Here is a 20994-nt window from a genome sequence, read left to right as displayed (position 1 = left end):
ATTAAGGTGAGGGAGATAGCGGAATGACGAATGTGGAATTTGAAAAGCTCGTTAAAGAGAAGGAGATCGAAGCGAAGCAAAATCCGAGTGCATACAGGAGGAAGGTAGCAGCGTTTTCATTAGTTGGATATGGGTACCTGCTCTTAGTGCTTGGAATCATCCTTAGCTTGTTTTCGATTGCGATCGTGAATTTTATTAGCGGCTCTTTTACGTTTGGCGGAATAAAAGTTGGCATCATCACATTGGTTGTAGGTATCATCATGTCCCGCGCGCTGTGGGTTCGATTCGATCATCCTGAAGGCGTCACGCTATCAGAGGAAGATGCGCCTGAACTATTTAAGACGATTAATGAGATTCAATACAAATACAAAACGAAACAGGTTCATGAAGTGCTGTTGACCAATCACTATAACGCAAGCGTTGTGCAGCATCCGCGTCTCGGTATTTTCGGCTGGTACAAGAATTATCTCGTCCTCGGACTACCGCTCATGCAAGCACTGTCACGCGAACATCTCGATGCCATCATCGCTCATGAGATGGGCCATCTGGCGAATAAGGATGGACAGTTCGGAACATGGTTGTATCGGGTCCGTGAAACGTGGATCACCCTTTTGGATAAGTTCGAAGAATCCGAAGTGTGGGGCGGCTTTTTGTTCAGATGGTTCTTTCGCTGGTTTGTCCCACGGTTCGATGCTTACTCTCATGCATTAGCGAAACAAGAAGAGCATGAAGCCGACTGCTTTTCGAGTCACTATACGGATCCACATGCCGTTGCTGAAGCGTTAGTGATCACAGAAATCAAAGCAGAGCGATACGATGAGTTCTGGGAGACGTTATATGACAAAGGCTTAGAAGAAAAAGAGTGTCCACGTCCGTTCGCTCGGGTGCAAGACGTGTTGGATCATCACGATCCGGTTCGGCAAGAGAGTGTGTTGATGAAGGCGATGAAGCGTGTGGCCTCGATCAATGATACGCATCCATCCCTTTCTGAGCGGCTCAACAAGTTAGAAGTCGAGGTGAGTCAGGTTCCGATCGTCACCTATCCGGCAGCTGAGCTTTATTTAGAAGATAAGGACCATTTTATTGAGTACTTTGATGATGTTTTCGTTCGAGTGGAGAAAGAAGATTGGAAAGAGCGTAAGTATGAGAAACAGCAGCTCAAGCTTGAGTTAGAAGAGTTAGGGTCTAACCCGACACTCTCAGTAGACGACGCGATCAAACGAGCGACGCTATTTGAAGATGTGTATGGAACGAAAAAGGCTGTACCGATCTATGAACAATTGTTGGAAAAGTTCCCTGAGACGAAGTCGAACGTATCGGTTTTGATGGGGTTAGGGAACGCTTACTGCGAAGATGAAAACGTGAAATGCTTAGAATGGTTAGAGGAAGCGATCAAACGAGACTATCGTGTCGGCTTTGATGCGCTTTCCCTCATGGCTAGGTACTATGAATCGAAAGGGCTTTATAGTGAGATCGAAGCACTTGATCAACGTGCAGCGGAATGGAGCGACCTCGTCGAGAAAGCGGACGAGGAACGGAGCGAAGTGAGACCTGATGATGCGTATCGTCTGCCAGTTGTGAAAAGTGAGGTCATCCGAATGCTCTCACAGTACCTTCGAATGTTTCCACAGGTAAAAGTCGCTCACTTACTTGAAAAAGTAGTCACGCACTTCCCTGATCAAAAAGTGTACGTGTTAACGATTGAGCTAGAAGAATCTTATCTCACGAATAGAAAACGAAGCGCGTTTATCGAACGGGTTTGTGAAGAGCTAGAAGCGGACGAAGAGATCCTCGTACAAGTAACGAACGGAAACAAACCGATGAAGCGGGCGGTCTCCGAACACCCTAAGAGTGTTATCTATGAAAAAGGGAAGAAATTCATTGAGCCTATGCCTTCAGTTGGGTAAGGTGAAAGAGCTTTGAAGCAGTGTGCTTCGAAGCTCTTTTTATTTTTTACTACTTTTAATAGTCTAAAAGTTTGGTAAACTACAATTATCAACTTTTTCCAGTGGAAAGACCGCAAGATTTGAAGAAGTAGAAAGAAGGTTAAGATGAGGTTTAGAGATTTTCATAAGAACATTAAGATTCGGATCATCGAATCGTTTATTAGTCGCTTTATCGGCAGTATGATCTTTCCGTTTATGTCGATCTATTTGGCCGTACACTTCGGTGCGAAGATTGCGGGAATGCTGCTACTCATCAACGTGTTCGTCGGAATTGGCATCACGTTCGTAGGGGGCTATTTCGGCGATCAATTCGGTCGGAAGAGGATCATGCTCATTGCGGAAACGCTCAGGTTCTTTGCGTTTACAACGATGATGGTTTGTAATTCACCATGGTTTGAGTCACCTACGATCACGTTTGCGATGATGACGGTAAACAGCATCAGCTGGGGACTAGCAGGTCCTGCTAACCAGGCGATGCTGATCGATGTGAGTACGCCGCCGCAACGAAAATTAATGTATTCCATCACGTACTGGGCAAACAACTTGTCCATCGCGATCGGCGGGATTATTGGAGCGTTCCTTTTCAAAGATTACTTGTTTCAGTTATTCATGGGACTGAGCGTTTCAGCGGCGATCGTCGTCATCATGATCGCATTTTTCATCGATGAAAGTTACGTCCCGACGGCTTCTAGCGTGAAGCCGCATCAGCATATCCTTCAGCTGTTCGCTACTTATAAAAGTGTACTGAGCGATAAGTTGTTCGTCCTCTTCACGATTGCAGGAGTTTTAATCCTCTCGCTAGAATTTCAACTTACGAACTATATCGGCATTCGACTCAGTGAAGAAATGGAGACGCAGCAGTTTCTTCTATGGGAAGTTGACGGTGTAAAAACGATGGGATTTCTTCGAAGTGAAAATACGATCCTCGTCGTCGTGTTGATGTTGTTCGTCACGCGTATTCCTCACAAACTTCAAGACAAATCCGTTCTCGTATTGAGCTGCTTGATGTTTACGGCGGGGTACGGTGCACTCGCTTATTCAAACAACCTCGTAATCTTGTTTGTGATGATGGCGATTTTGACAATTGGGGAAGTGTTTCGAGTGCCTGTGGAACAGTCGTATATGGCTTCCATCCCACCAGACGATGCGAGGAGCTCATACATGGCGTTCAACGGGTTGAAATTTAACCTATCGATGTTGATCGCTTCATTGACCGTGACAATCGGGGCAATCCTCCCATCCGTTGTGATGGCTTGGACCATACTTGGTATCGGATTACTAGGAACACTAATCTATCATCTCATTACCCCAGCTCTCGATAAGCGTAGGGAGATAGCCGAGATGAAGCAGGCTGTATAAAAAATTGGTAGAAAGGATGATTCAATATGATCACACCGATCTTTCGAATTTTTGATAGTGAAAAAGCGTATGCCTTCTATGTAGACTTTCTAGGTTTTCAAGTAGACTGGGAGCATCGATTTGCGGACAACATGCCTCTGTACGTGCAGGTGTCGATGGATGATGCTGCGATTCATTTATCCGAGCATTACGGAGACGCTTCGCCGGGTGGAGCCGTCCGGGTGAAAAAGAGTGATCTTGAAAGCTATCATGCGCTGCTCCATAGCAAGGACTATCCATTCTCTAACCCAAAGGTAGAGAAGAAACCGTGGGGCACAATCGAGATGACGATCGTCGATCCATTTTCGAACCGGATTATTTTCTATGAAGGTGTAGAAGAGTAATGGAAATTGCTCTAACGAAATTGAGCGAAACGGATGCAGAGGATTTGTTTCGCTTTGAAATGGAAAACAGAGCTTATTTTGAAGAGATGGTCCCGACTCGAGGAGAGGATTATTACAAGTTTGATGGTTTTCTAACAAGGCATGAATCGCTCCTATCGGAACAAAGTAGAGGGAATTCTGCTTTTTACTTAGTAAGAAATCAAGAGGGACACATTGTAGGGCGAATGAACATTTCGGTTGATGAAAAGATGCATGGCGATCTTGGATACCGAATTGGTCGTGATCACGCTGGCAAGGGAGTAGCAAAACAAGCGTTGAAAGCATTGATGGAAGAAGTGAAAGGGACGGGTGTAGAACAAATTCATGCGAAAACGACGTCAAACAACATTGCATCACAAAAAGTGTTAGAGAAGAATGGGTTCAGATGTGTTGGTTTCGACGATGAAAGCTTTAGCATGAACGGAGAAACGATGAATTTCGTTTATTATATGTGGAGTGAAAACAACTAAGCGAAGGTGAGAGGATGGGAAACATTCAATTACAAAAAGGTGATCTGAAAGTGAGGTATGGGTCTGAAGAGGTTACCCTGCTGCCAAAAGAGTATCAGTTATTCCGCTACTTATACGAACGTGAGAACCGTGTGTTTAGTAGAGACGAACTCCTTGATGCGGTGTGGGCGATGGAAGCACCAACAGACCGGACCGTCGATGATCACGTGTATCGGTTGAGAAAAAAACTTTCTCCGCTGTCCTCCGTTTTCACCATTGAAACGGTTAGGGGACAGGGATACCGGCTGAAGGTTCATAAAGAAATGCATAGCCCTTTGCTTAAGGATGAAGAAGTGTCTTCGAATGTGAAGACGCTTTTTCATAAGTACCATCTTTATGGACAGGGAGATGCGCTGAAGCTGCTTGAGGAAAATCAGGCGGTGTTCGGCTTCGAACTCGATCTTCAAAGCAAGCTGTATCTTCGGTTTATGAAGGGGGAGTTTCAGTCGTTCCAAACGCAGGAAGATCCATTCTGGGAAAAGTGTTATTACCTTCTACATATTTATTCTTACACGACGCGTGATAAAAAGAAGAGCCTCGAGTTCTTTACAAAAGCGTTGAAGGCAAAAGCTTTACCTGAGCATCACCGTTTAGAAATTCGACTCTTGAACCGTCTGTCACTCCTTCTTTTTACAGGACAACATGATGAAGCCGCAGAACTGCTCATCACATCGAAAAAAGAAGTGCATGAAAAGAAGCTAGAAGGGTTCATTCCGTTGATTGCGTTAACGGAAAGCTATCTCGCTCTTGTAAAAAAGCAAGAACGTTCAGTAATACAGAAGAAGATCCATGAGATGGAGGAGCTCCTTCTTCGGTATCCTTTTTCAAGAGAACGAGCGAGCTTTTCGATCTTAAGAGGGGTTCAGTGTCTTGCTTTTGGTGAGGAAGCAGAAAGTCATTTTCTTGAGGGTATTCAGCTTTTTAAAGAGGCGAAATATGTGCCTGGAATCTTTATCAGCTTGATGACGATTCGGTATTTTAGAGATGTTTTTAAAGTTGAAGCGTTAGAGCAATTCGAGAACATGTGGGAAGCGTATGCGGAAGAATACAAGCTTTCTGATCTTGAACCGAAAATCAGAAAGCTGTTGGATGACCATCTTTCGTCCCTCTGATATTCCTCTGATAATCACTCGTTATACTCCTAAGTGAACGTTACTTAGGAGGTTTTTATATGAAGAAATCGCTATGGAAAGACGGAAATTTTGTAAGGTTTTTTACTGCGAATATGCTTTCGAACTTTGGGAACTGGTTTGATTTTGTCGCAGTCCTTATTTTGTTTCGGTATACGTGGAAGGCGGATCCAATCGTGATTGCCCTCATTCCTGTGATGTACGCGATTCCTAGTATTCTGCTAGGACAGTTCGCTGGGGTGTTTGTCGACAGGAGAGACAAAGTGAAGGTGCTCATCTATTCAGATTGGATCCGGGCGATCTTGACGATTGCGCTGATTTTGACGACATCTCCACTCTTTGCATTGCCGGTCCTGTTACTCCGGAACACGGTAGGAGTCGTCAGCTTACCGGCGCAGCAAGGGTTGATGAGAAGGATCGTTGATGAAGAAGATATCATGAAGGCGGTCACGATCAACGGAAGTTTGTTTCAGCTCGTGAAGGTGGTCGGTCCGCTTCTAGGTGGAGCGGTTGCAGGAGTTTTATCTGCAAATGCGTCGATTGCTCTTAACGCTTTTTCCTTTGCGCTATCAGGGGTTATATTGATGAAGATCACGGTGAAAAAAGAGGAGGCTTTGATCGAAGAGGGATTTCGTTCGATGAAAGGTGCAGGGTTTTTCGAGTCATGGAAAGAAGGGTGGCACATCGTTTTTCAAAGTAGGATCCTCACGGCGAGTATCTCGTTTGGAGTTGTGAGCACGCTCGTGATTCAAATGATCGATGCTCAATTTGTGACGCTTTTTAGCGAGGTGTTTCCAGATGATGAAGAGATTACGGGCTTCGTCATTGCAGCGATCGGAGGCGGCTCCTTACTTGTCGTGCTCCTTCTGAATAAAATGGATGGAATCAAAAGGTATGGCTGGTATTTTGGTGTGGGGAGCCTCTTGATCGGTCTGATGACGTTCGGGATGGGCTTTCTCGGAGAGTATCAGGTGCTCGTCCTAGCGATTTCACTTGCGCTAGTTGGAGGAATCGGGAACGGCATCATCTTCACCGCAGTTCATTACCTTATTCAGAAGGAGCCACCGAAGGAAGCGATCGGAAGAGTTTCGGGTATTGTGGATTCAACGCTGAGTATTCTGTTTATCGCTGGGCCGTTACTTGGCGGCATGTTGATCGAGCAGGTTGGTGTGTTGGCTGCATTTAAAGTGATCGGGATAGGCTTGACGCTTATTGGGGTGATCGGGGTTCTTTTTCAAAATGTTATATGGAATACTCGTTCTAAGAGAGAATCAGAACGTGATGCAACGGTAGAACGCTCATTTCATACGTAATGGGAAAGCGAAAGGAGTCAATCATGGAACTATTTTTTGTACGACATGGTCAGGGTGAGCACACGCTAAACACACCGGCTAGTTTGGAGCTAAATGACCCATCGCTCACTAAGAATGGTATTGAACAGGCAAAGAAATTAAGGCAGAGCATTCCTTTGACGGATAACGATATGATCGTATGTAGTCCCGTTAGGAGAACGCTTGAAACTGCGTCGATTTGGAGCGAACGCATTTTATGCGAGAGGATTGCCAGTCCTCTTGTAGCCCCGCGGATGTTTCCTCAAAAATCCAGCTGGCACACCCTCCCATGTGATGTGATACTGGATCGCTCAGTAATTAAAGGAGAGTATCCTACATTCAGACTGGACGATCATGCTTCTGAAGTGGTTTGGAGTGATGGGATAAACAAGACATCACCCGAAACGTTCAAAGAGTTAGGGGAGGCATTTTTGGATTGGTGCAAGTCACGTAAGAAGGGGAGAATCTTCGTTGTGTCACATGACGGAACGATCACATCGTATCGGGAGTTGATTACTGGGCAGCGTTTGTCGCGAGGAGATTTTCCGAAAGACGCAGGATGGTTGAAGGAAGAATTGACGTAAGAATAGACATTAGGAGGAAGAAATGAATCTAGAGAATAGAGCAAAAGAAATGGCAGCTATTTATCATGAAAATAAGAACGTGGAAGCAGTAATCCTTGCTGGGTCGGTATCGAAGAATTTACATGATGAGCACTCAGATATTGAACTCCATATCCTATGGTCTTGCCCTCCGACAGATGATGATCGAAAAAATCCTATCGAACAGATCGGTGGCACTCTTTTATCGTTTCACCCTTATGAAGACGAGGAGTGGTCTGAGGCTTACTTGGATCCAGACGGGGTTAAGTTTGAGATCAGCAGCTTTTTAGATGAAACGATCGAACGGTTTCTTTCAGATGTCGTCGAGCGGTACGAAACGGACTATGATAAGCAGTGTATCGTTGCTTCCGTTCAATATGGAGTTGGGTTATATGGGGAAGTGAAAGTTAAGGGTTTGAAAACGAAAGCTGCTGCATATCCAGAAGCGCTCTCTGAAAGCATGATTTCAGAAAACCTATGGCTCAGTAATCGGTGGAACAATCGAAAAGCGCTGTTGAAACGAAAAGACTGGCTGATGCTGTATAATGTGATGTGTGGTGTGGAGAAGAATCTGTTAGGGGTGCTGTTCGGTCTTAATCAGATGTATGTTCACCACCCTGCATTTAAGTGGATGCACGTGTCGATCGAAGAGATGAAGATCAAGCCTGACGACCTCCATGAACGGTTGACCTACTGTTTGATCGGAGACCCAGAAAAGGGAATCGACGAGTTAGAGCGATTGGTTGAAGAGGTATTTGAGCTAGTAGAGTACCATCATCCTGGGCTTGAGATCAGTGAACAGAAGAAGCATGTTGGGTATGTGAAGTAAATTATTTAATAGATGTAAATACGAAAAAACCATCGGGTTACGATGGTTTTTTTGGTTGGAGTATTATTGTGCAGTATATCCGCCGTCAATAACTGCGGCTTGTCCAGTGATACTCTTTGCTTTATCACTACAGAGAAAGATCGAGTAATCTGCTACTTCTTGTACTTGAATGAGTCGTTTTTGTGGAACATTCGATAAGATCGCTTCGTCTAGTGCTTTGTCTTTTTCGATATTTCGCGTTTTTGCAATGTCTTCAAGCTGGTTTTGAACAAGAGGTGTGTCCACATACCCCGGGCAGATCGCGTTCACGTTAACGCCTGAGTCAGCACCTTCTAGAGCTGCAACCTTTGTTAGACCGATGACGCCATGCTTAGCACTGTTGTAGCCCGCTTTTCCAGCGAACCCGATGAGTCCATTGATGGAAGCCATGTTTAAGATGCGTCCGTACCCTTGTTCCTTCATAATCGGGAAAGCGTACTTGATTCCGTAGAAAGGACCTTTCAACATGATGTCGAGAATAAGGTCAAACTTCTCGCTTGGGAATTCTTCGACGGGTGCAACGTGTTGGATACCAGCGTTGTTAACAAGAATGTCGAGGCGTCCGAATTTCTCGACCGTCTTTTCGATCGCATTCTTCACGTCTTCTTCCTTCGCAACGTTCGCTATCACTCCATCCACGGTAAGACCTTCATCTGTTAATGCTTTGATCGACTCGTTTAACGTATCCTCGTTGATGTCGTTTAACATTACTTTCGCGCCAGCTTTTGCGAATTCCGTTGCAATTTCAAGTCCAATTCCCTGACCTGACCCTGTGATCAATGCTACTTTACCGTCTAACATTGTCATGAACCTCCTTTATTTCAGATATACTTTCTTATATTACCCAATCGCATTGATTTCACTAAAGTAGGCTGGAATTTTTTTGAGCATCATTCTACATTCTTCGAGCTTGTTCGAGGGGTGACAGGCACCATCAAAAGAAGGGGGAGCTACATCATGGGAAGTGAGGGGAAACGGTTTTCTTCTTTGATCGAGAACGGGAAGAAACCGAACTTTCTCATCTTGATGGTCGATGAGGAGCGGTATCCATCGGTATATGAGGATGAGGAGCTTCGAGAGTGGCAGAGAAAGAATCTAATCACGCAGGAACTTTTGAAGGAAAACGGATTTGAATTCAACAAGCATTATGTTGGCAGTACTGCATGTAGTCCGAGCCGAACGACGCTATATACTGGGCAGTATCCATCTCTTCACGGTGTTTCACAAACAAGTGGTGCAGCCAAAGGAGCTTTTGATCCTGATATGTTTTGGCTTGACCGGAATACGGTACCAACGATTGGCGATTACCTTAGAACGGCTGGATACCGAACGTTTTGGAAAGGGAAGTGGCATGCGTCGGACGAGGACATCCTCATACCTGGTACGAAGAATGCTTTGCCGAGCTATACGAATACAGGGCTGCCAGATCCAGAGAACGTGAATGAATACCTTAACGCAAACCGGTTGAATGACTTTGGCTTTAATGGCTGGGTAGGACCGGAACCTCATGGAACCGCTCCTCGGAATTCCGGTTCTTCTGCTGGAATCGGTATCAGTGGCCGTGACGTCATCTATGCTGAAGAAGCGGTACATCTTATTAGGTCGCTCGAGCGAAATTCAGCTTGCGAAACCTCTCCTTGGATGATCATGACATCCTTTATCAATCCACATGACATCGCGCTGTTCGGGGCGTTTACAAGAAACAATCCGATGTATAATTTTGAAGTCGATCCATCACTCCCTGATATCCCGCCAGCTCCTACTGCAAACGAATCGCTAGCTACGAAGCCGAGAGCGCAAGAAAGCTATCAACTCACCTATCCAAAAGCGATACAACCGCTCGCAGACACGCTATTTTATCGTCAGCTTTATTATTCTCTTCAGAAGCAAGTCGACAATGAAATGTTCAAGGTTTTCGATGCGCTTCGGAACTCCTCTTTTTATGACGATACGATCGTGTTGTTTTTCTCAGATCATGGGGATATGCTGGGGGCGCACGGTGGACTGTTTCAAAAATGGTACAACACGTATGAGGAATCGATTCATGTGCCCTTCATCATTCATAGTCCGAAGCTGTTCTCAGGACGAGCGAGTACAGAGATGTTGACGAGTCATGTGGATATTCTTCCAACTATGCTCGGGCTTGCAGGCATCGATGCAGGAGAAGCTCAGGAAAAGCTAAACAAAAGTCATAACGAAGTTCATCCTCTCGTTGGGCGTGATCTCACCCCATTGTTAGAAGGAAAAAAAGCCTTTTATCGAGCCGACGAACCGCTTTATTTTATGACGGATGATGATGTGACGAGAGGGTTGAACCAGGTTACGGTAACCGGCGAGCCGTACGAATCGGTCATTCAGCCGAACCACATCGAAGCGATCATCACGAAGCTTCCGACTGGAGCCAACCGAGCTAAAGAGCTATGGAAGTTTTCAAGGTACTATGACAACCCTCAGTTCTGGAGCAACCCTGGTGTATCGGATGTGGTCGTGCATGAGCAAAAATCAGTTCCTACCTCTGAGAACGTCGAAGTCTCGCTCTGTATCACGACAACAAAAGTAAATCCCCTGCCAGACGAGTTTGAGCTGTATAATTTGACGACAGATCCTCTTGAAGAAAAGAACTTAGCGGATCCTGCGTTTCAAACGCCTGAGTCGATCGAGGTTATGAACCTCTTGATGATTGCACTCAAGGAACAGTGTAAACAGAAGAGGCTGGAGCCGTCGAGTGGCACTGTGCCAGGTATGCCTTCGTGTGAACAGGGATAGAACGCTTCGAGTGAGGGCTCGATACGAATTTTTTTTATTCATGAGGAGATAGTAAGAGTGATTGAAATAATTACTATCGAGGTCGATGCCCTTATGACATCAAAACGGCACGTTGTATTCAATTTTGCGATGATCCTGATCCCGTGGTTCTCTTTACGATTTATCGGAAAGAGACATATCAAGCGGTTTTTCTTTGCGAGCTTTATCATTTTCCTATTTGAAGTGGTCAATCATCTCTACGGTCGAAAGCGGAAATGGTGGAAATTTTATGATAAGCCGAAGTCCTTCTTAAGAGACGAATTTCCATTCGACATTGGTCCATATATGCCCATATCGATGTGGATCTTAAAGCATTCTTACGGTAATTTTAAAAAGTTCGTGGGATTAAATGTTCTTGCGAATGCACTATTCGCTTTTCTGTTCCTTCCCTTTTTGAAAAAGATAAAGATCGCTCGGTTGCATAAGTTAACGTACTTTCAGTTCTTTCTCTATATCCACTATAAAGCGTACTTGCTGTACGGATTGCAGGTTTTGTATGAAAAGTTTCGCTTAAGAAAACGAGGAGGAGAGAAAACGCAGCTTGCAGAAGAAGGCTGAGAATGTTCTTCGTGAGAAGCATTTCGCTAGGTTTACGCATAGGCGTAGCGAAATGCTTCTTTTCTATTGGAAGAAGAAAACCATTTTATCAGGAGTATTGTCCTATCGCCCGATAGAAGAACGGGGACTTTTTGATTAACTATAAAAGGTTTTATTGACGAACTATTCTACAGTCGTTATTTTAAAGATAAGAAATGTTTCCTTAGGTCAACTTTTTGTCTTGAGGTAAAAAAGAGAGGAGTAGATAAACTTTGATAATGAGCTGGTTTCGAAATAACGTTGTTGCCGCCTCGTTACTAACAGTGATTCGCGTTTATGTCGGATATACGTTTTTGACGGCAGGGTGGGGAAAAATTTCAGGTGAGGAGAAATTTGATGCTTCAGGATTCCTACAAGGAGGAATCGAGAAATCGACAGGAGAGCATCCAGCTGTGCAAGGATGGTATGCGAACTTCCTTGAGAACGTTGCTTTGCCGAACGTATCGATCTTTAACGTATTGGTTCCCTGGGGAGAGTTGTTAGTAGGAATTGCATTAATCCTAGGGTTATTAACAACTTTTTCAGCGTTTATGGGATTAATCATGAACGTCAACTTTTTACTTGCAGGTGCGATTAGCACGAATCCAAACCTTATGATCATGGAGTTTTTACTATTAGTTGGAGGATGGAATGCAGGAAAGATTGGACTCGATTACTTTCTTCTTAAACTGAAAGAGAAACGCTTTGGAGGAGAAGAAAGAGGAGTTGCAGCGTAATAAAAAATGAGCAAGGAGACTGCTAGCTCCTTGCTCTTTCTAGTTTCTGGTTTTCTGGTGACAGTGATTTAACCCCCTAAATATGGACACGGGCAAATTCCGAAATTTCAACTCGCATTTTTATAGCTCTTATAGAATTCTGACGGTGAAGCGAATCCAAGTTTTTCTTGGATTCGCTTTGTGTTGTAATAACGAATATATGATAGGCTGTTTCTTCGAAACGTGACACCATCAATCTTGGGATAGAAGCACGGGAATTCCACCTTAAGTTGAGAGAAAAAGCTCTCTATAACGGCATTATCCCAACAGTTTGCTTTACGTGACATACTTGGTGTGAAGCCCATTGTTTTACTTAACTGATTGTAGCGTAGAGAGCGATAAACACTGCCTTGATCACTATGAAGAAGAACACCAGATAAGCTTTTGAGTTTTCGTTTCTTTTGTGCTTCTTTTAATGTTGCCTCAATTAGATCCTGGTTCGGACTATCACTTAATTGGAAAGCAATCACTTCGCGATTAAATAGGTCCATCATCGTTGAGATGTACCATTTCTTATTTTCAATGACCACTTCTGTCATATCCGTTACCCACTTTTGGTTTGGATGCAACGCTTCAAACTGGCGGTTTAATAGGTTCTCATAAACGTAGCCACCTGCCAATACCTTCACTTGTTTGGTCGCTTTCTTTTTACGGACTGTAGCCTTAAGATTTGCTTCACGCATTAAACGAGCTACTTTCTTGTGGTTTACGATTCTAGCCTTCTTTCCTGTTTTCATATGCTTGGCTATGCGCTTGGCCCCATACGTACCGCGCCGAATGGCATAAATCCGTCTAATACGAGTGAGAAGCGTTTTATCTGAATCGTTGGCGACTTTTTTCGGTCGCTTCAAAGAAGCATAGTAACCACTACGCGATACGTTTAGTACTTGGCAAAGCAATCGAACAGGATAATTGGCTGAATCCTTCCTCAAGTAGGAAATCGCTGCGTACTTATTGCTTACTCGTTCTCTTTGAGAAAGGCCTGGAACTTTTTTAGGATTTCATTCTCCAACTCTTTTTCTTTCAATTTCTTCTCTAGTTCTTTAATCCGTTTGGCGTCAGCTAAACTACCCTGACCTTCCACTTTAGATCGTATCGTTCTGGAGGAATCCTTGAGTCCTTCGTCTCCCCATTTTTTATAGCGATGGAGCCAGTTATAAATTGAATCTGGGTTGAAACCAATCTCTTCTGCCACAACTCTGACAGGTTTATTTTCTTTTAGAACTTCATCAACAGCTCTTTTTCTTAATTCGAATGTAGAATGTGGTTTTCTCGCCATCAATTCTTTCCCCCTTAAACTCACTTGTGTCGTATCTTTATGATACCTCATGTGTCCACAATAAGGGGGTCGACCACAGGCACCACTCATTATTTGTCGAATGTGGTCGTTCGGCCTGATTTATAAGTTATGCTTCTTTTTTTGAATCATTCCAAATATTAAGATCATAGGAATGAAAACAAGAGTCATCGTAAAGTCGAAAAGGGGCCAATATTGTGAGATAACTTCATTGTAATACACGATGTTAGGTGATACGACGACCGACATAGCGACTAAAAGCATTCCTAGTGGAAAGGTAAGAGGGCGATAATCAGTTAATTTAAAGAGCTGAGCAAGCCCTAACGAGGCTGAGTAAAAATAGAAGGATGTTTTGATGAAGATTGTAATTAACCATAGAATAGCAATGATGGCCTCGATCCGTTCTAAGAATTTACCGACAGTGATTTTTTTAGCTAAAGAATAACTAGGGTACTGCTGGTGGGCTACGAGTTCTCCGCCGAACACGAGTAACGATGTTAACATTAATAATACTAATAATGTACCACCGGAGAGCTGTCCTAATAACATCGCATTTCGAATGTTTTTTTTGTTTTTTACCTGAACATAGGGGAAAATCATGATGATCACAATAAGGGTTTCCATGAATGGAAATGCGGTAAATGTAAGCGTACCGGCAAGAATCGCCTTCATCCCCTCACCAAAGACCGGTTTAATATACTCAAATTGTATTTGTGGTTTAAGGAAAATAAAGAATAAGAAGGTTAAGGCTAAAAAGAATGGAACGAATACCTGTCCAGCTCTAACCCATGTTTCTAACCCTAGTCGTGTTCCATAAATAACAACAAGCATAAATAATACGGTCATAACCTCAATAGGAGTGTTGGGCAAGATTTGAGTAGTGAGGAAATCACCGAGCTCTCGTAGTAACAGAGCAACAGATAGAAGTGGATATAATAGAAAAAACAACGATAACACTTTACCGATGAAGGATCCAAATAGATCTTCACTGTATTCTACAAATGTTCGATCGGGTACAAGTTTATATACTTGATACACTAGAAGAACGAGGCACATCCCGATTGCTAATGAAAGTATTCCAGAAATCCACGCATCATTTTTTGCTTGAGTTGCAACGCTTGAAGGAAGAACTAGAATCGAATCACCGGTCGTTACCAGAAAGACTAATATGGAAAATTGAACAACTGATATTCTTCCTTTTTCAAGCATGCATGGTCACCTCTTATAAACAATCAACTAGAATATACGTTCATACAGCGGTTTATAGATATTTTTTATAACATCCATTGGATTCCAAATCTTCACTTCAAATATTTCAAGTATATTAGCACTCAGAGCTAAACTTAAAAGCAAAGCGAATATCATAAAATCCCTACGTTTGCCTTTCTTTAATATGGGATAATCGATAAACCAAATAATGACTGCAATGATTAACACTCCTAATACCTTCACCATAATCGATTACTCCAATTCGTTTACAATAGAATCCGTAGTTGTGCCGAGTTGACGGATTTTAAAGTCAGTTGTGACAGTCACTTCTAGATTCTCGAATTCGTCATCCCACCTTTCTTTCAGATGGCTCCACTTTTTCGGGTGTTGTTGATGAAAGACGTGTCCAAACCCGAAAATATCAGATTTAAAGTCATGCTGCGCTTTTTGTAGTGCAGCTTCACAGAAAGACTTTAGAAGGTCATTCCAATTCTTTTGGAATTCTTTCACGTTTTCTGGTTTTGATAAATCTAGTGCGCAAGCGATCTCATCTATATTACCTTCTCCTTTTATCGATACATTTATCACAGGGGTGTTCGCTTTGAATTGACTCGTGAGCTTTGTTTTCGTATTAAGAAGCCGCATTCCAACTTTCCCACCATCAGGACAAGGAACGACACCATTCGTTTTGACAACATTGTTCGTAATAAAGTTATAGCCTTTACTTTCTTCTTCAGATAGCCACCCAACTAAGCGATCTTTTTTAAAAGCAGCTAGATTTTCATAGGTTAATTTCGAGTTCTTTTCTAAGTTTTTTACATTTTCTTCAGAAGCTGCACGTTCTTTATCTCCATTTAACGTAATGCCTGTCAAAACGGGTTGTTTTCCTTTGTTTAATAGATCGATTTTCAAATCATCCAGCGTTACAGCTTTCGTTGGGGCATATAGTTCCTCAGATTTTTCTAATGACTCGTAGAGTTTGTTTGCTGGAACTCTCTCGAGCGAAGTGAAAACTTTAAGCATCGTATCAGCGGTATCGTCTTTTGCAACAATCATGAAAAAGTCTGTCCGAAATTCATGATACCTAGAGATAAAATCTAGCACGAACTTTAAGCGGTCTTTCGCCAATTCTTCTCCTATAACGATAACCCTGACATGTGACAAGTAGATGGTATTAGGAGAAGTGTTTAGTATTTTGCGCAATGCTTCACTTAAAGTTTCCCCAGTCTCTTCAAAAATGGTCACTGGTTTAATCGCACTATTGTTCCCAGATGTTGTTGAGATCACAGCTGGGTTTACGACTTGAGCGGTAACTTTGAATTCATCACCTTGTTTATCGAGTCCTAAAGCCACAGTGATAGCAAGGTCACCAAGTTCTCTTGAATCCCAGCACCCTGAAAGCAGTAAGATCATCAGAGGGAAAATAAGCACTTTTTTCATATTTCCACCATCTTTATACATGAGTTAATTTTTCTGACCAGGCTGTCTTTGTTGATCTTGTTCGTTAAGGAATTTAGGACGACTCTTCATCCAAGGCCAAGGTAACCGAAAAAGAGTATCTTGTTGGTCTCTCAGATGAAACGGGCCAACAGGAGCTAAATACGGAATCCCGAATGATTTAAGGCTGCATAAGTGAAGTGTTAGACCGAAAAGTCCCAAGATAATGCCATAAAGACCAAATGTAGCTGCTAGTATCATCATCCCAAACCGTAGAATGCGAATCGACAGTGACATGTTGAATGCTGGGGTTACAAAACTCGAAATTGCAGTTAACGAAATGATGATCACCATAGCTGGAGACACGAGTCCAGCTGTATAAGCAGCTTCACCTAGCACGATCGCACCAACGATGGAGATGGCAGAACCGATTGTTTTCGGCATGCGAACACTTGCTTCTCTAAGAATTTCAAAGATAACGGCCATGATGATCGCTTCAATAAAAGCAGGAAAGGGTATTCCCTCAAGCTGAGCTGCAAGACTAATCAATAATGAGGTTTGAAGCATCTCTTGATGAAACGTTGTGATGGCAATATATAATGATGGAGCGAGTAAGGATATAAAGAAAGAAAGAAGCCGAATGATACGGATGAAACCAAAATCTGACCGTAGATAATAGTCTTCTGAAGCCTGAAAAAATTGAATGAACACGGTCGGTACGATCAATACGAACGGAGTGCCGTCTGTAATGATTGCGACACGTCCTTCTAATAAAGCAGCTGCTACTGTATCAGGACGTTCTGAATTATAAACCGTAGGGAATGGGGAATAAGTGGAGTCTTGTATAAATTCTTCAATATAACCACTCTCTAATATACCGTCGATCGAAATCTGATCTAACCTCTCTCGAACTTCTTGTACGATCTTGTCATCTACAAGACCATTGATATACGCAATCGAAACATCCGTTTTCGTTCTCTTACCTAGTTGCATATTTTCAATCCATAAGTTTTCGTCACGAATTTTTCTACGAATAAGAGCTAAGTTTGTAATGATTGTTTCAGTAAAGGCTTCCTGAGGTCCTCTAACCACTGCCTGCGAAGTAGGTTCACCAACATTTCTCGCTTGCCATTTCCTGATGTTGATTGAAAGAGCAACGGTTTCTCCCTCGACAAAAATAATGGCATCACCTGAAAGCAGCCCTGTGAAGATCGAGTTAAAATCTGTTAGTTCTTCAACTTGAGAAACGGTCAGTAGTGACTTTTTTATCTCGTCTATTTGAGTAAGTGTTGGCTTCCGTTCATCTAACATCAGCGATTCTAATAATTCTTGGATAATAATGCGATCGGTTAATCCTTTTGTATAAAGTATCGCAGCGTTCACGTTACCTTGTATTTTAAATTCTCTCGTTACCATATCCATGCTATGTCCAAGTTTATTGTTGATAAGATCAATATTAGTATGAAGTACATCGTTAACTTGCGTACCCTGAGCATGAACTGTTTGCGAAGTTTTTAAGTTTCTGATCCGTTTTCTATTTTTTGCTCTACGCATCGTCACACTCCTCCTATTAGGGTTCTTTGTTATGTAGCATTTTCTATAACGACCATCACTATGCAACACCACTGGGAATAGTAGGAGAATATGAAAAATGACCCGCAGATGTATCTGCGGGTCATGCTTATTTTTGTGTAGATGGAATGGTGTTATTTATTGATCCCTTGTTCCTTCGCCATCTTTCGAGCGACTCTCGGTGCGAGCCAAACCATCGGAAGGAGAAGGAGTGAAACCGGAACAGCTGTTACAACGATAAAGTTCTGAAGCTGCGTGATGCCACTGTCACCCGTGATCAATAGGATGACGGCAATAGCGCCGAGAAGCACTGCCCAGAATATACGTAACCAACTCTTCGGATTTCCTTCACCTGTAACGGCCATCGCGATCGTGTAGGACATCGAGTCCGTCGTCGTCACTACGAATAGGATCGTGAGGATCAAGAACAGTGGTGAAACGATCGCTGCGAGCGGGAACTGCTCCGTGATCGCAAACATTGCGGCTGGATTACCAGCTGCGTTCAACGCTTCAGAGATCGAGCCAGGGTTTGTCAGTTCAAAGTGAATGCCTGACCCACCAAGAACGGTGAACCAGAACGTTGAGATAACAGGTGCAAATATCGATACTGCGACGATGATGTCTCGGATCGTACGACCGCGAGAAATACGAGAAACAAGTATCGCCATCATTGGACCGTATCCGATGAACCAGCCCCAGAAAAACACTGTCCAGAACGAGAGCCAACCCGTGTCGCCACGGAACGTTGACATCGTAATAAACTGATCAACATAGTAACCGAATCCTGAGATGAAGTGGTCGATAATAAAGCCACCTGGTCCGAAGATCACGATGAAGACCATCAATACAATCGCGAGCTGTACGTTGAAGCTACTTAGGATCTGAATTCCTTTGTATAACCCGGTTACCGCAGAAATCGTAGCGATCACAACAACTGCTAAAATGATCGAAAACTGTGTGCTGAACTGATTCGGAATGCCGAAGATCTCCTGCAGGCCATAGCTTGCTTGAAGACCTAAGAATCCGATCGGTCCGATCGTTCCAGCTGCAACAGCGATAACTGAAAACGCGTCGATCACCGTTCCGATCCAGCTGTGTCGAAGTCGTTCGCCGAAGATCGGATAAAGAAGCGTACGAGGCTTCATCGGCATGCCTTTATGATAGTGACCGTACATCATCACGACAGCACTGATCGTACCTAGGATTGCCCATGCGAGAAAACCCCAGTGCATAAAGCTTTGTGCGAGTGCTGGGTCGATGGCAGCGTTCGTGCCTGCTTCGATCCCAGATTGAGAAGGTGGAACGGTTAAGAAGTGGTACATCGGCTCAGCCGCTGCCCAGAATACACCGCCACCTGCGAGAAGTGTCGCCATGATGATGGAGAGCCACTTGTATAAACTAAGTTCGGGTTTGTCTAAATTACCCATTTTGATTTTACCGTATCGCGAGAAAGCGAGTCCGATTCCAACGAAGAACGTCGCTAACATAAGGACTTGCCAGAAAGCCCCAAAGTAGGTTGCTGACCATGAGAAACTATTGCTAACGATTGCTTCTACAAGACTGATATCGAATAGTGCGAGAACAACGAAGAGAACGAGAATTCCTCCGCTTATACCAAATACCGGCCAGTCGATCCGGCCTGATTCTTTATTTTTCATATCGTACTCCTTTAAATTTTCTAGAAATGCTTTAGGCACAAAGATTTACTCTACCACCTGAATATTGAGGATGCAAGAATTTTGTCGTATTGTGATGTATTTTGTCCAGCTTTCTTCCAAATCATGAGTGAATTGGTAGAGAAATACGGTTTCGCTGATATATGTTGGAATTCGCTGATAAAAGAGTGATTTTCGCTGATATATAGGTTGAAATCGCTGATAAAAATGATATTTCGCCGATAAAATGAAATTTTCGCTGATATGAGGAGAGGAGATGATCCGCAGTCTGGATTTTTCCTTAAAAAAGAAACTTTTGGTAGGGGATATACGTAGTAACTAGTAGAAGATGGATAAGATATAGAGGTGAATCACGATGAAAGGGAAATTCTTTTTACTGTATGTGTCGGTTACGATCATTACTATTTTTGGCGGAGGATTTGCGATCAGGTATTTTAGGGATGGCGACTTGTATGTTGATCATCTTATAGCTGCGATAGTCGGGGTGATCGGTGTACTGGTGTTTTTCATCTTGAAGGTGAAAGAAAAGTCTAATGCGACGGAGGAAATGTGAAAGAGGGGGCTCGCTGCCCCCTCTTTACGTGTGTATATGGTCTTTTTTTCTCCATTTACCGTTCTTCAACTCATAGCCCAGGTCTCGAAAACGGATGTATTATTTTAAGAATTAAATGACTAGCAAAAAAAGAAGGAGAGGAGTATGTCTCCTTGTTCAAACCTAATGAAAAGAACCAGATTGTGTAGATAGAATCACAAAAAAAGAAGGCTCTAATTTGAGCCTTACGCATCTGTTTCTACTCCTTCTTTGTCCCATTTTCCGTTATTCAGGTGATAGCCGAGTTTCTTCATTTTGCGGAAGTGAAGCACTGTTGGTATCCCGAGTAATATGGTGGCCCGAATCAACCCTAAAATAGCGCCAAGTACGACACTCGATCCGACCGTGAATGTATCCCATAGTACGATAAAGATAAAAAGAGGGATAACGAAAAACCAAAAAAGGATTGTTATGTTCAACTTCCGGTCTAGAGGTGCAAGGTAATGTTCATTCGTGACGTCAAAGTATCGTCTGCCGATCAAACCGATGATGACGATCATAATGAGAAACGTGGGAAAGCCAACTGAAAGTCCAAAAAAATAAAAGGCAGTCGTAACGCTGCCTATTAATAATAAAACAAGCCCGATTAATAGAAGTAGCTGTTGCCCAAAAGATAAGCCGCTTTTGTTTGACATCTACTAGCCTCCAGATTTCATCGTTTTTTAGGTGTACGTCTGTTCATATTTAGCAGCATGTATCCAACTGCGATGGCGATTGAAATCGAAACGAATGGTGACATCGCTACGTTCCCATGTTGAAGGGAATCCACGTAAACGATGATGGCTGCAGGAAATAAGAAGAGAAATAAAACAAGGTTCAGCACAATTTCTTTCATGATCGTAACTCCTCTCTACCCTCTAAAGTGATAAAAACAGCCGATAAACTGG

General features: G+C 43.1%; 21 protein-coding genes and 1 pseudogene. 12 read left to right on the top strand and 10 right to left on the bottom strand.

Features of this window, described 5'->3' with window-relative positions; all coding sequences use genetic code 11:
• Positions 1-23: 23 nt before the first annotated feature.
• The 8 genes from ACXAEY_RS16340 (at position 24) to ACXAEY_RS16305 (ending at position 8128) form a co-directional block, all read left to right on the top strand.
• Positions 24-1907: a M48 family metallopeptidase gene (locus ACXAEY_RS16340; protein ID WP_474813417.1), complete on the top strand. Its 1884-nt coding sequence runs from the start codon at positions 24-26 to the stop codon at positions 1905-1907.
• Positions 1908-2051: 144 nt separating this feature from the next.
• On the top strand, positions 2052-3305 hold the full coding sequence (locus ACXAEY_RS16335; protein ID WP_474813414.1) for an MDR family MFS transporter: 1254 nt from the start codon (positions 2052-2054) through the stop codon (positions 3303-3305).
• Positions 3306-3331: 26 nt separating this feature from the next.
• The gene (locus tag ACXAEY_RS16330) at positions 3332-3688 is read left to right on the top strand and encodes a glyoxalase superfamily protein (RefSeq protein WP_474813413.1); all 357 of its coding nucleotides are present in this window, start codon (positions 3332-3334) and stop codon (positions 3686-3688) included.
• Positions 3688-4197: a GNAT family N-acetyltransferase gene (locus ACXAEY_RS16325; protein ID WP_474813410.1), complete on the top strand. Its 510-nt coding sequence runs from the start codon at positions 3688-3690 to the stop codon at positions 4195-4197. The genes ACXAEY_RS16330 and ACXAEY_RS16325 overlap by 1 nt, the downstream gene beginning before the upstream one ends.
• A 14-nt stretch (positions 4198-4211) precedes the next feature.
• On the top strand, positions 4212-5348 hold the full coding sequence (locus tag ACXAEY_RS16320; protein WP_474813408.1) for a winged helix-turn-helix domain-containing protein: 1137 nt from the start codon (positions 4212-4214) through the stop codon (positions 5346-5348).
• A 59-nt stretch (positions 5349-5407) separates the two neighbouring features.
• A complete protein-coding gene (locus ACXAEY_RS16315; RefSeq protein WP_474813406.1) occupies positions 5408-6679 on the top strand; it encodes an MFS transporter in 1272 nt (423 codons plus the stop codon).
• Between the two features lie 23 nt (positions 6680-6702).
• Positions 6703-7281: a histidine phosphatase family protein gene (locus ACXAEY_RS16310; protein ID WP_474813403.1), complete on the top strand. Its 579-nt coding sequence runs from the start codon at positions 6703-6705 to the stop codon at positions 7279-7281.
• A gap of 22 nt (positions 7282-7303) precedes the next feature.
• Positions 7304-8128 (top strand): DUF4037 domain-containing protein, encoded by an 825-nt coding sequence (locus ACXAEY_RS16305; RefSeq protein ID WP_474813401.1) that lies wholly within the window; start codon positions 7304-7306, stop codon positions 8126-8128.
• 63 nt (positions 8129-8191) lie between these two features.
• On the opposite strand, the gene ACXAEY_RS16300 is transcribed toward ACXAEY_RS16305, so the two are convergent.
• A complete protein-coding gene (locus ACXAEY_RS16300; protein ID WP_474813399.1) occupies positions 8192-8968 on the bottom strand; it encodes a 3-hydroxybutyrate dehydrogenase in 777 nt (258 codons plus the stop codon).
• Between the two features lie 156 nt (positions 8969-9124).
• Here ACXAEY_RS16300 and ACXAEY_RS16295 point away from each other — a divergent pair, with 156 nt between their 5' ends.
• The 3 genes from ACXAEY_RS16295 to ACXAEY_RS16285 all read left to right on the top strand — a co-directional run bounded on the left by ACXAEY_RS16295 (position 9125) and on the right by ACXAEY_RS16285 (position 12285).
• Positions 9125-10933 (top strand): sulfatase family protein, encoded by a 1809-nt coding sequence (locus ACXAEY_RS16295; RefSeq protein WP_474813397.1) that lies wholly within the window; start codon positions 9125-9127, stop codon positions 10931-10933.
• Positions 10934-11026: 93 nt separating this feature from the next.
• The gene (locus ACXAEY_RS16290) at positions 11027-11530 is read left to right on the top strand and encodes a hypothetical protein (RefSeq protein WP_474814864.1); all 504 of its coding nucleotides are present in this window, start codon (positions 11027-11029) and stop codon (positions 11528-11530) included.
• A 257-nt stretch (positions 11531-11787) separates the two neighbouring features.
• Positions 11788-12285 carry a DoxX family protein gene (locus ACXAEY_RS16285; RefSeq protein ID WP_474814862.1) on the top strand — a complete coding sequence of 166 codons (498 nt, stop codon included), beginning with the start codon at positions 11788-11790 and terminating at the stop codon, positions 12283-12285.
• Positions 12286-12392: 107 nt separating this feature from the next.
• Here the strand turns inward: ACXAEY_RS16285 and ACXAEY_RS16280 are convergent.
• From ACXAEY_RS16280 to ACXAEY_RS16250, 7 genes and pseudogenes are all read right to left on the bottom strand, one after another.
• A pseudogene (locus ACXAEY_RS16280) lies at positions 12393-13271 on the bottom strand (IS3 family transposase); the annotation flags it as partial.
• 11 nt (positions 13272-13282) lie between these two features.
• Positions 13283-13603 (bottom strand): transposase, encoded by a 321-nt coding sequence (locus ACXAEY_RS16275; protein WP_474813394.1) that lies wholly within the window; start codon positions 13601-13603, stop codon positions 13283-13285.
• A gap of 120 nt (positions 13604-13723) precedes the next feature.
• Positions 13724-14830, bottom strand: a complete 1107-nt coding sequence (locus ACXAEY_RS16270; RefSeq protein WP_474813393.1) for a GerAB/ArcD/ProY family transporter — start codon at positions 14828-14830, stop codon at positions 13724-13726.
• A gap of 27 nt (positions 14831-14857) precedes the next feature.
• Positions 14858-15076 (bottom strand): hypothetical protein, encoded by a 219-nt coding sequence (locus ACXAEY_RS16265; protein ID WP_474813391.1) that lies wholly within the window; start codon positions 15074-15076, stop codon positions 14858-14860.
• Positions 15077-15082: 6 nt separating this feature from the next.
• Positions 15083-16270 (bottom strand): Ger(x)C family spore germination protein, encoded by a 1188-nt coding sequence (locus ACXAEY_RS16260; protein WP_474813389.1) that lies wholly within the window; start codon positions 16268-16270, stop codon positions 15083-15085.
• Positions 16271-16294: 24 nt separating this feature from the next.
• Positions 16295-17821 carry a spore germination protein gene (locus tag ACXAEY_RS16255; RefSeq protein WP_474813387.1) on the bottom strand — a complete coding sequence of 509 codons (1527 nt, stop codon included), beginning with the start codon at positions 17819-17821 and terminating at the stop codon, positions 16295-16297.
• A gap of 152 nt (positions 17822-17973) precedes the next feature.
• Entirely contained in the window at positions 17974-19497 is a 1524-nt protein-coding gene (locus tag ACXAEY_RS16250) for a BCCT family transporter (protein WP_474813385.1), read from the bottom strand.
• 373 nt (positions 19498-19870) lie between these two features.
• Here ACXAEY_RS16250 and ACXAEY_RS16245 point away from each other — a divergent pair, with 373 nt between their 5' ends.
• Positions 19871-20068 carry a hypothetical protein gene (locus tag ACXAEY_RS16245; RefSeq protein ID WP_474813383.1) on the top strand — a complete coding sequence of 66 codons (198 nt, stop codon included), beginning with the start codon at positions 19871-19873 and terminating at the stop codon, positions 20066-20068.
• A gap of 224 nt (positions 20069-20292) precedes the next feature.
• On the opposite strand, the gene ACXAEY_RS16240 is transcribed toward ACXAEY_RS16245, so the two are convergent.
• Both ACXAEY_RS16240 and ACXAEY_RS16235 read right to left on the bottom strand, forming a co-directional pair.
• Positions 20293-20742 carry a hypothetical protein gene (locus ACXAEY_RS16240; protein WP_474813381.1) on the bottom strand — a complete coding sequence of 150 codons (450 nt, stop codon included), beginning with the start codon at positions 20740-20742 and terminating at the stop codon, positions 20293-20295.
• Between the two features lie 17 nt (positions 20743-20759).
• A complete protein-coding gene (locus ACXAEY_RS16235; protein WP_474813379.1) occupies positions 20760-20942 on the bottom strand; it encodes a hypothetical protein in 183 nt (60 codons plus the stop codon).
• Between the last annotated feature and the right edge of the window lie 52 nt (positions 20943-20994).

This window comes from Anaerobacillus sp. ABA4_114 (assembly GCF_056159065.1).
Note: the sequence above shows the minus strand (reverse complement) of the source record. Positions and strands in the feature narration are given on the sequence as shown.

Excerpts from the sequence above, each read along its gene's own strand:
- ACXAEY_RS16340 (WP_474813417.1), top strand. The coding sequence starts at position 24 with ATGACGAATGTGGAATTTGAAAAGCTCGTTAAAGAGAAGGAGATCGAA.
- ACXAEY_RS16335 (WP_474813414.1), top strand. The coding sequence starts at position 2,052 with ATGAGGTTTAGAGATTTTCATAAGAACATTAAGATTCGGATCATCGAA.
- ACXAEY_RS16330 (WP_474813413.1), top strand. The coding sequence starts at position 3,332 with ATGATCACACCGATCTTTCGAATTTTTGATAGTGAAAAAGCGTATGCC.
- ACXAEY_RS16325 (WP_474813410.1), top strand. The coding sequence starts at position 3,688 with ATGGAAATTGCTCTAACGAAATTGAGCGAAACGGATGCAGAGGATTTG.
- ACXAEY_RS16320 (WP_474813408.1), top strand. The coding sequence starts at position 4,212 with ATGGGAAACATTCAATTACAAAAAGGTGATCTGAAAGTGAGGTATGGG.
- ACXAEY_RS16315 (WP_474813406.1), top strand. The coding sequence starts at position 5,408 with ATGAAGAAATCGCTATGGAAAGACGGAAATTTTGTAAGGTTTTTTACT.
- ACXAEY_RS16310 (WP_474813403.1), top strand. The coding sequence starts at position 6,703 with ATGGAACTATTTTTTGTACGACATGGTCAGGGTGAGCACACGCTAAAC.
- ACXAEY_RS16305 (WP_474813401.1), top strand. The coding sequence starts at position 7,304 with ATGAATCTAGAGAATAGAGCAAAAGAAATGGCAGCTATTTATCATGAA.
- ACXAEY_RS16300 (WP_474813399.1), bottom strand. The coding sequence starts at position 8,968 with ATGTTAGACGGTAAAGTAGCATTGATCACAGGGTCAGGTCAGGGAATT.
- ACXAEY_RS16295 (WP_474813397.1), top strand. The coding sequence starts at position 9,125 with ATGGGAAGTGAGGGGAAACGGTTTTCTTCTTTGATCGAGAACGGGAAG.
- ACXAEY_RS16290 (WP_474814864.1), top strand. The coding sequence starts at position 11,027 with ATGACATCAAAACGGCACGTTGTATTCAATTTTGCGATGATCCTGATC.
- ACXAEY_RS16285 (WP_474814862.1), top strand. The coding sequence starts at position 11,788 with ATGAGCTGGTTTCGAAATAACGTTGTTGCCGCCTCGTTACTAACAGTG.
- ACXAEY_RS16275 (WP_474813394.1), bottom strand. The coding sequence starts at position 13,603 with ATGGCGAGAAAACCACATTCTACATTCGAATTAAGAAAAAGAGCTGTT.
- ACXAEY_RS16270 (WP_474813393.1), bottom strand. The coding sequence starts at position 14,830 with ATGCTTGAAAAAGGAAGAATATCAGTTGTTCAATTTTCCATATTAGTC.
- ACXAEY_RS16265 (WP_474813391.1), bottom strand. The coding sequence starts at position 15,076 with ATGGTGAAGGTATTAGGAGTGTTAATCATTGCAGTCATTATTTGGTTT.
- ACXAEY_RS16260 (WP_474813389.1), bottom strand. The coding sequence starts at position 16,270 with ATGAAAAAAGTGCTTATTTTCCCTCTGATGATCTTACTGCTTTCAGGG.
- ACXAEY_RS16255 (WP_474813387.1), bottom strand. The coding sequence starts at position 17,821 with ATGCGTAGAGCAAAAAATAGAAAACGGATCAGAAACTTAAAAACTTCG.
- ACXAEY_RS16250 (WP_474813385.1), bottom strand. The coding sequence starts at position 19,497 with ATGAAAAATAAAGAATCAGGCCGGATCGACTGGCCGGTATTTGGTATA.
- ACXAEY_RS16245 (WP_474813383.1), top strand. The coding sequence starts at position 19,871 with ATGAAAGGGAAATTCTTTTTACTGTATGTGTCGGTTACGATCATTACT.
- ACXAEY_RS16240 (WP_474813381.1), bottom strand. The coding sequence starts at position 20,742 with ATGTCAAACAAAAGCGGCTTATCTTTTGGGCAACAGCTACTTCTATTA.
- ACXAEY_RS16235 (WP_474813379.1), bottom strand. The coding sequence starts at position 20,942 with ATGAAAGAAATTGTGCTGAACCTTGTTTTATTTCTCTTCTTATTTCCT.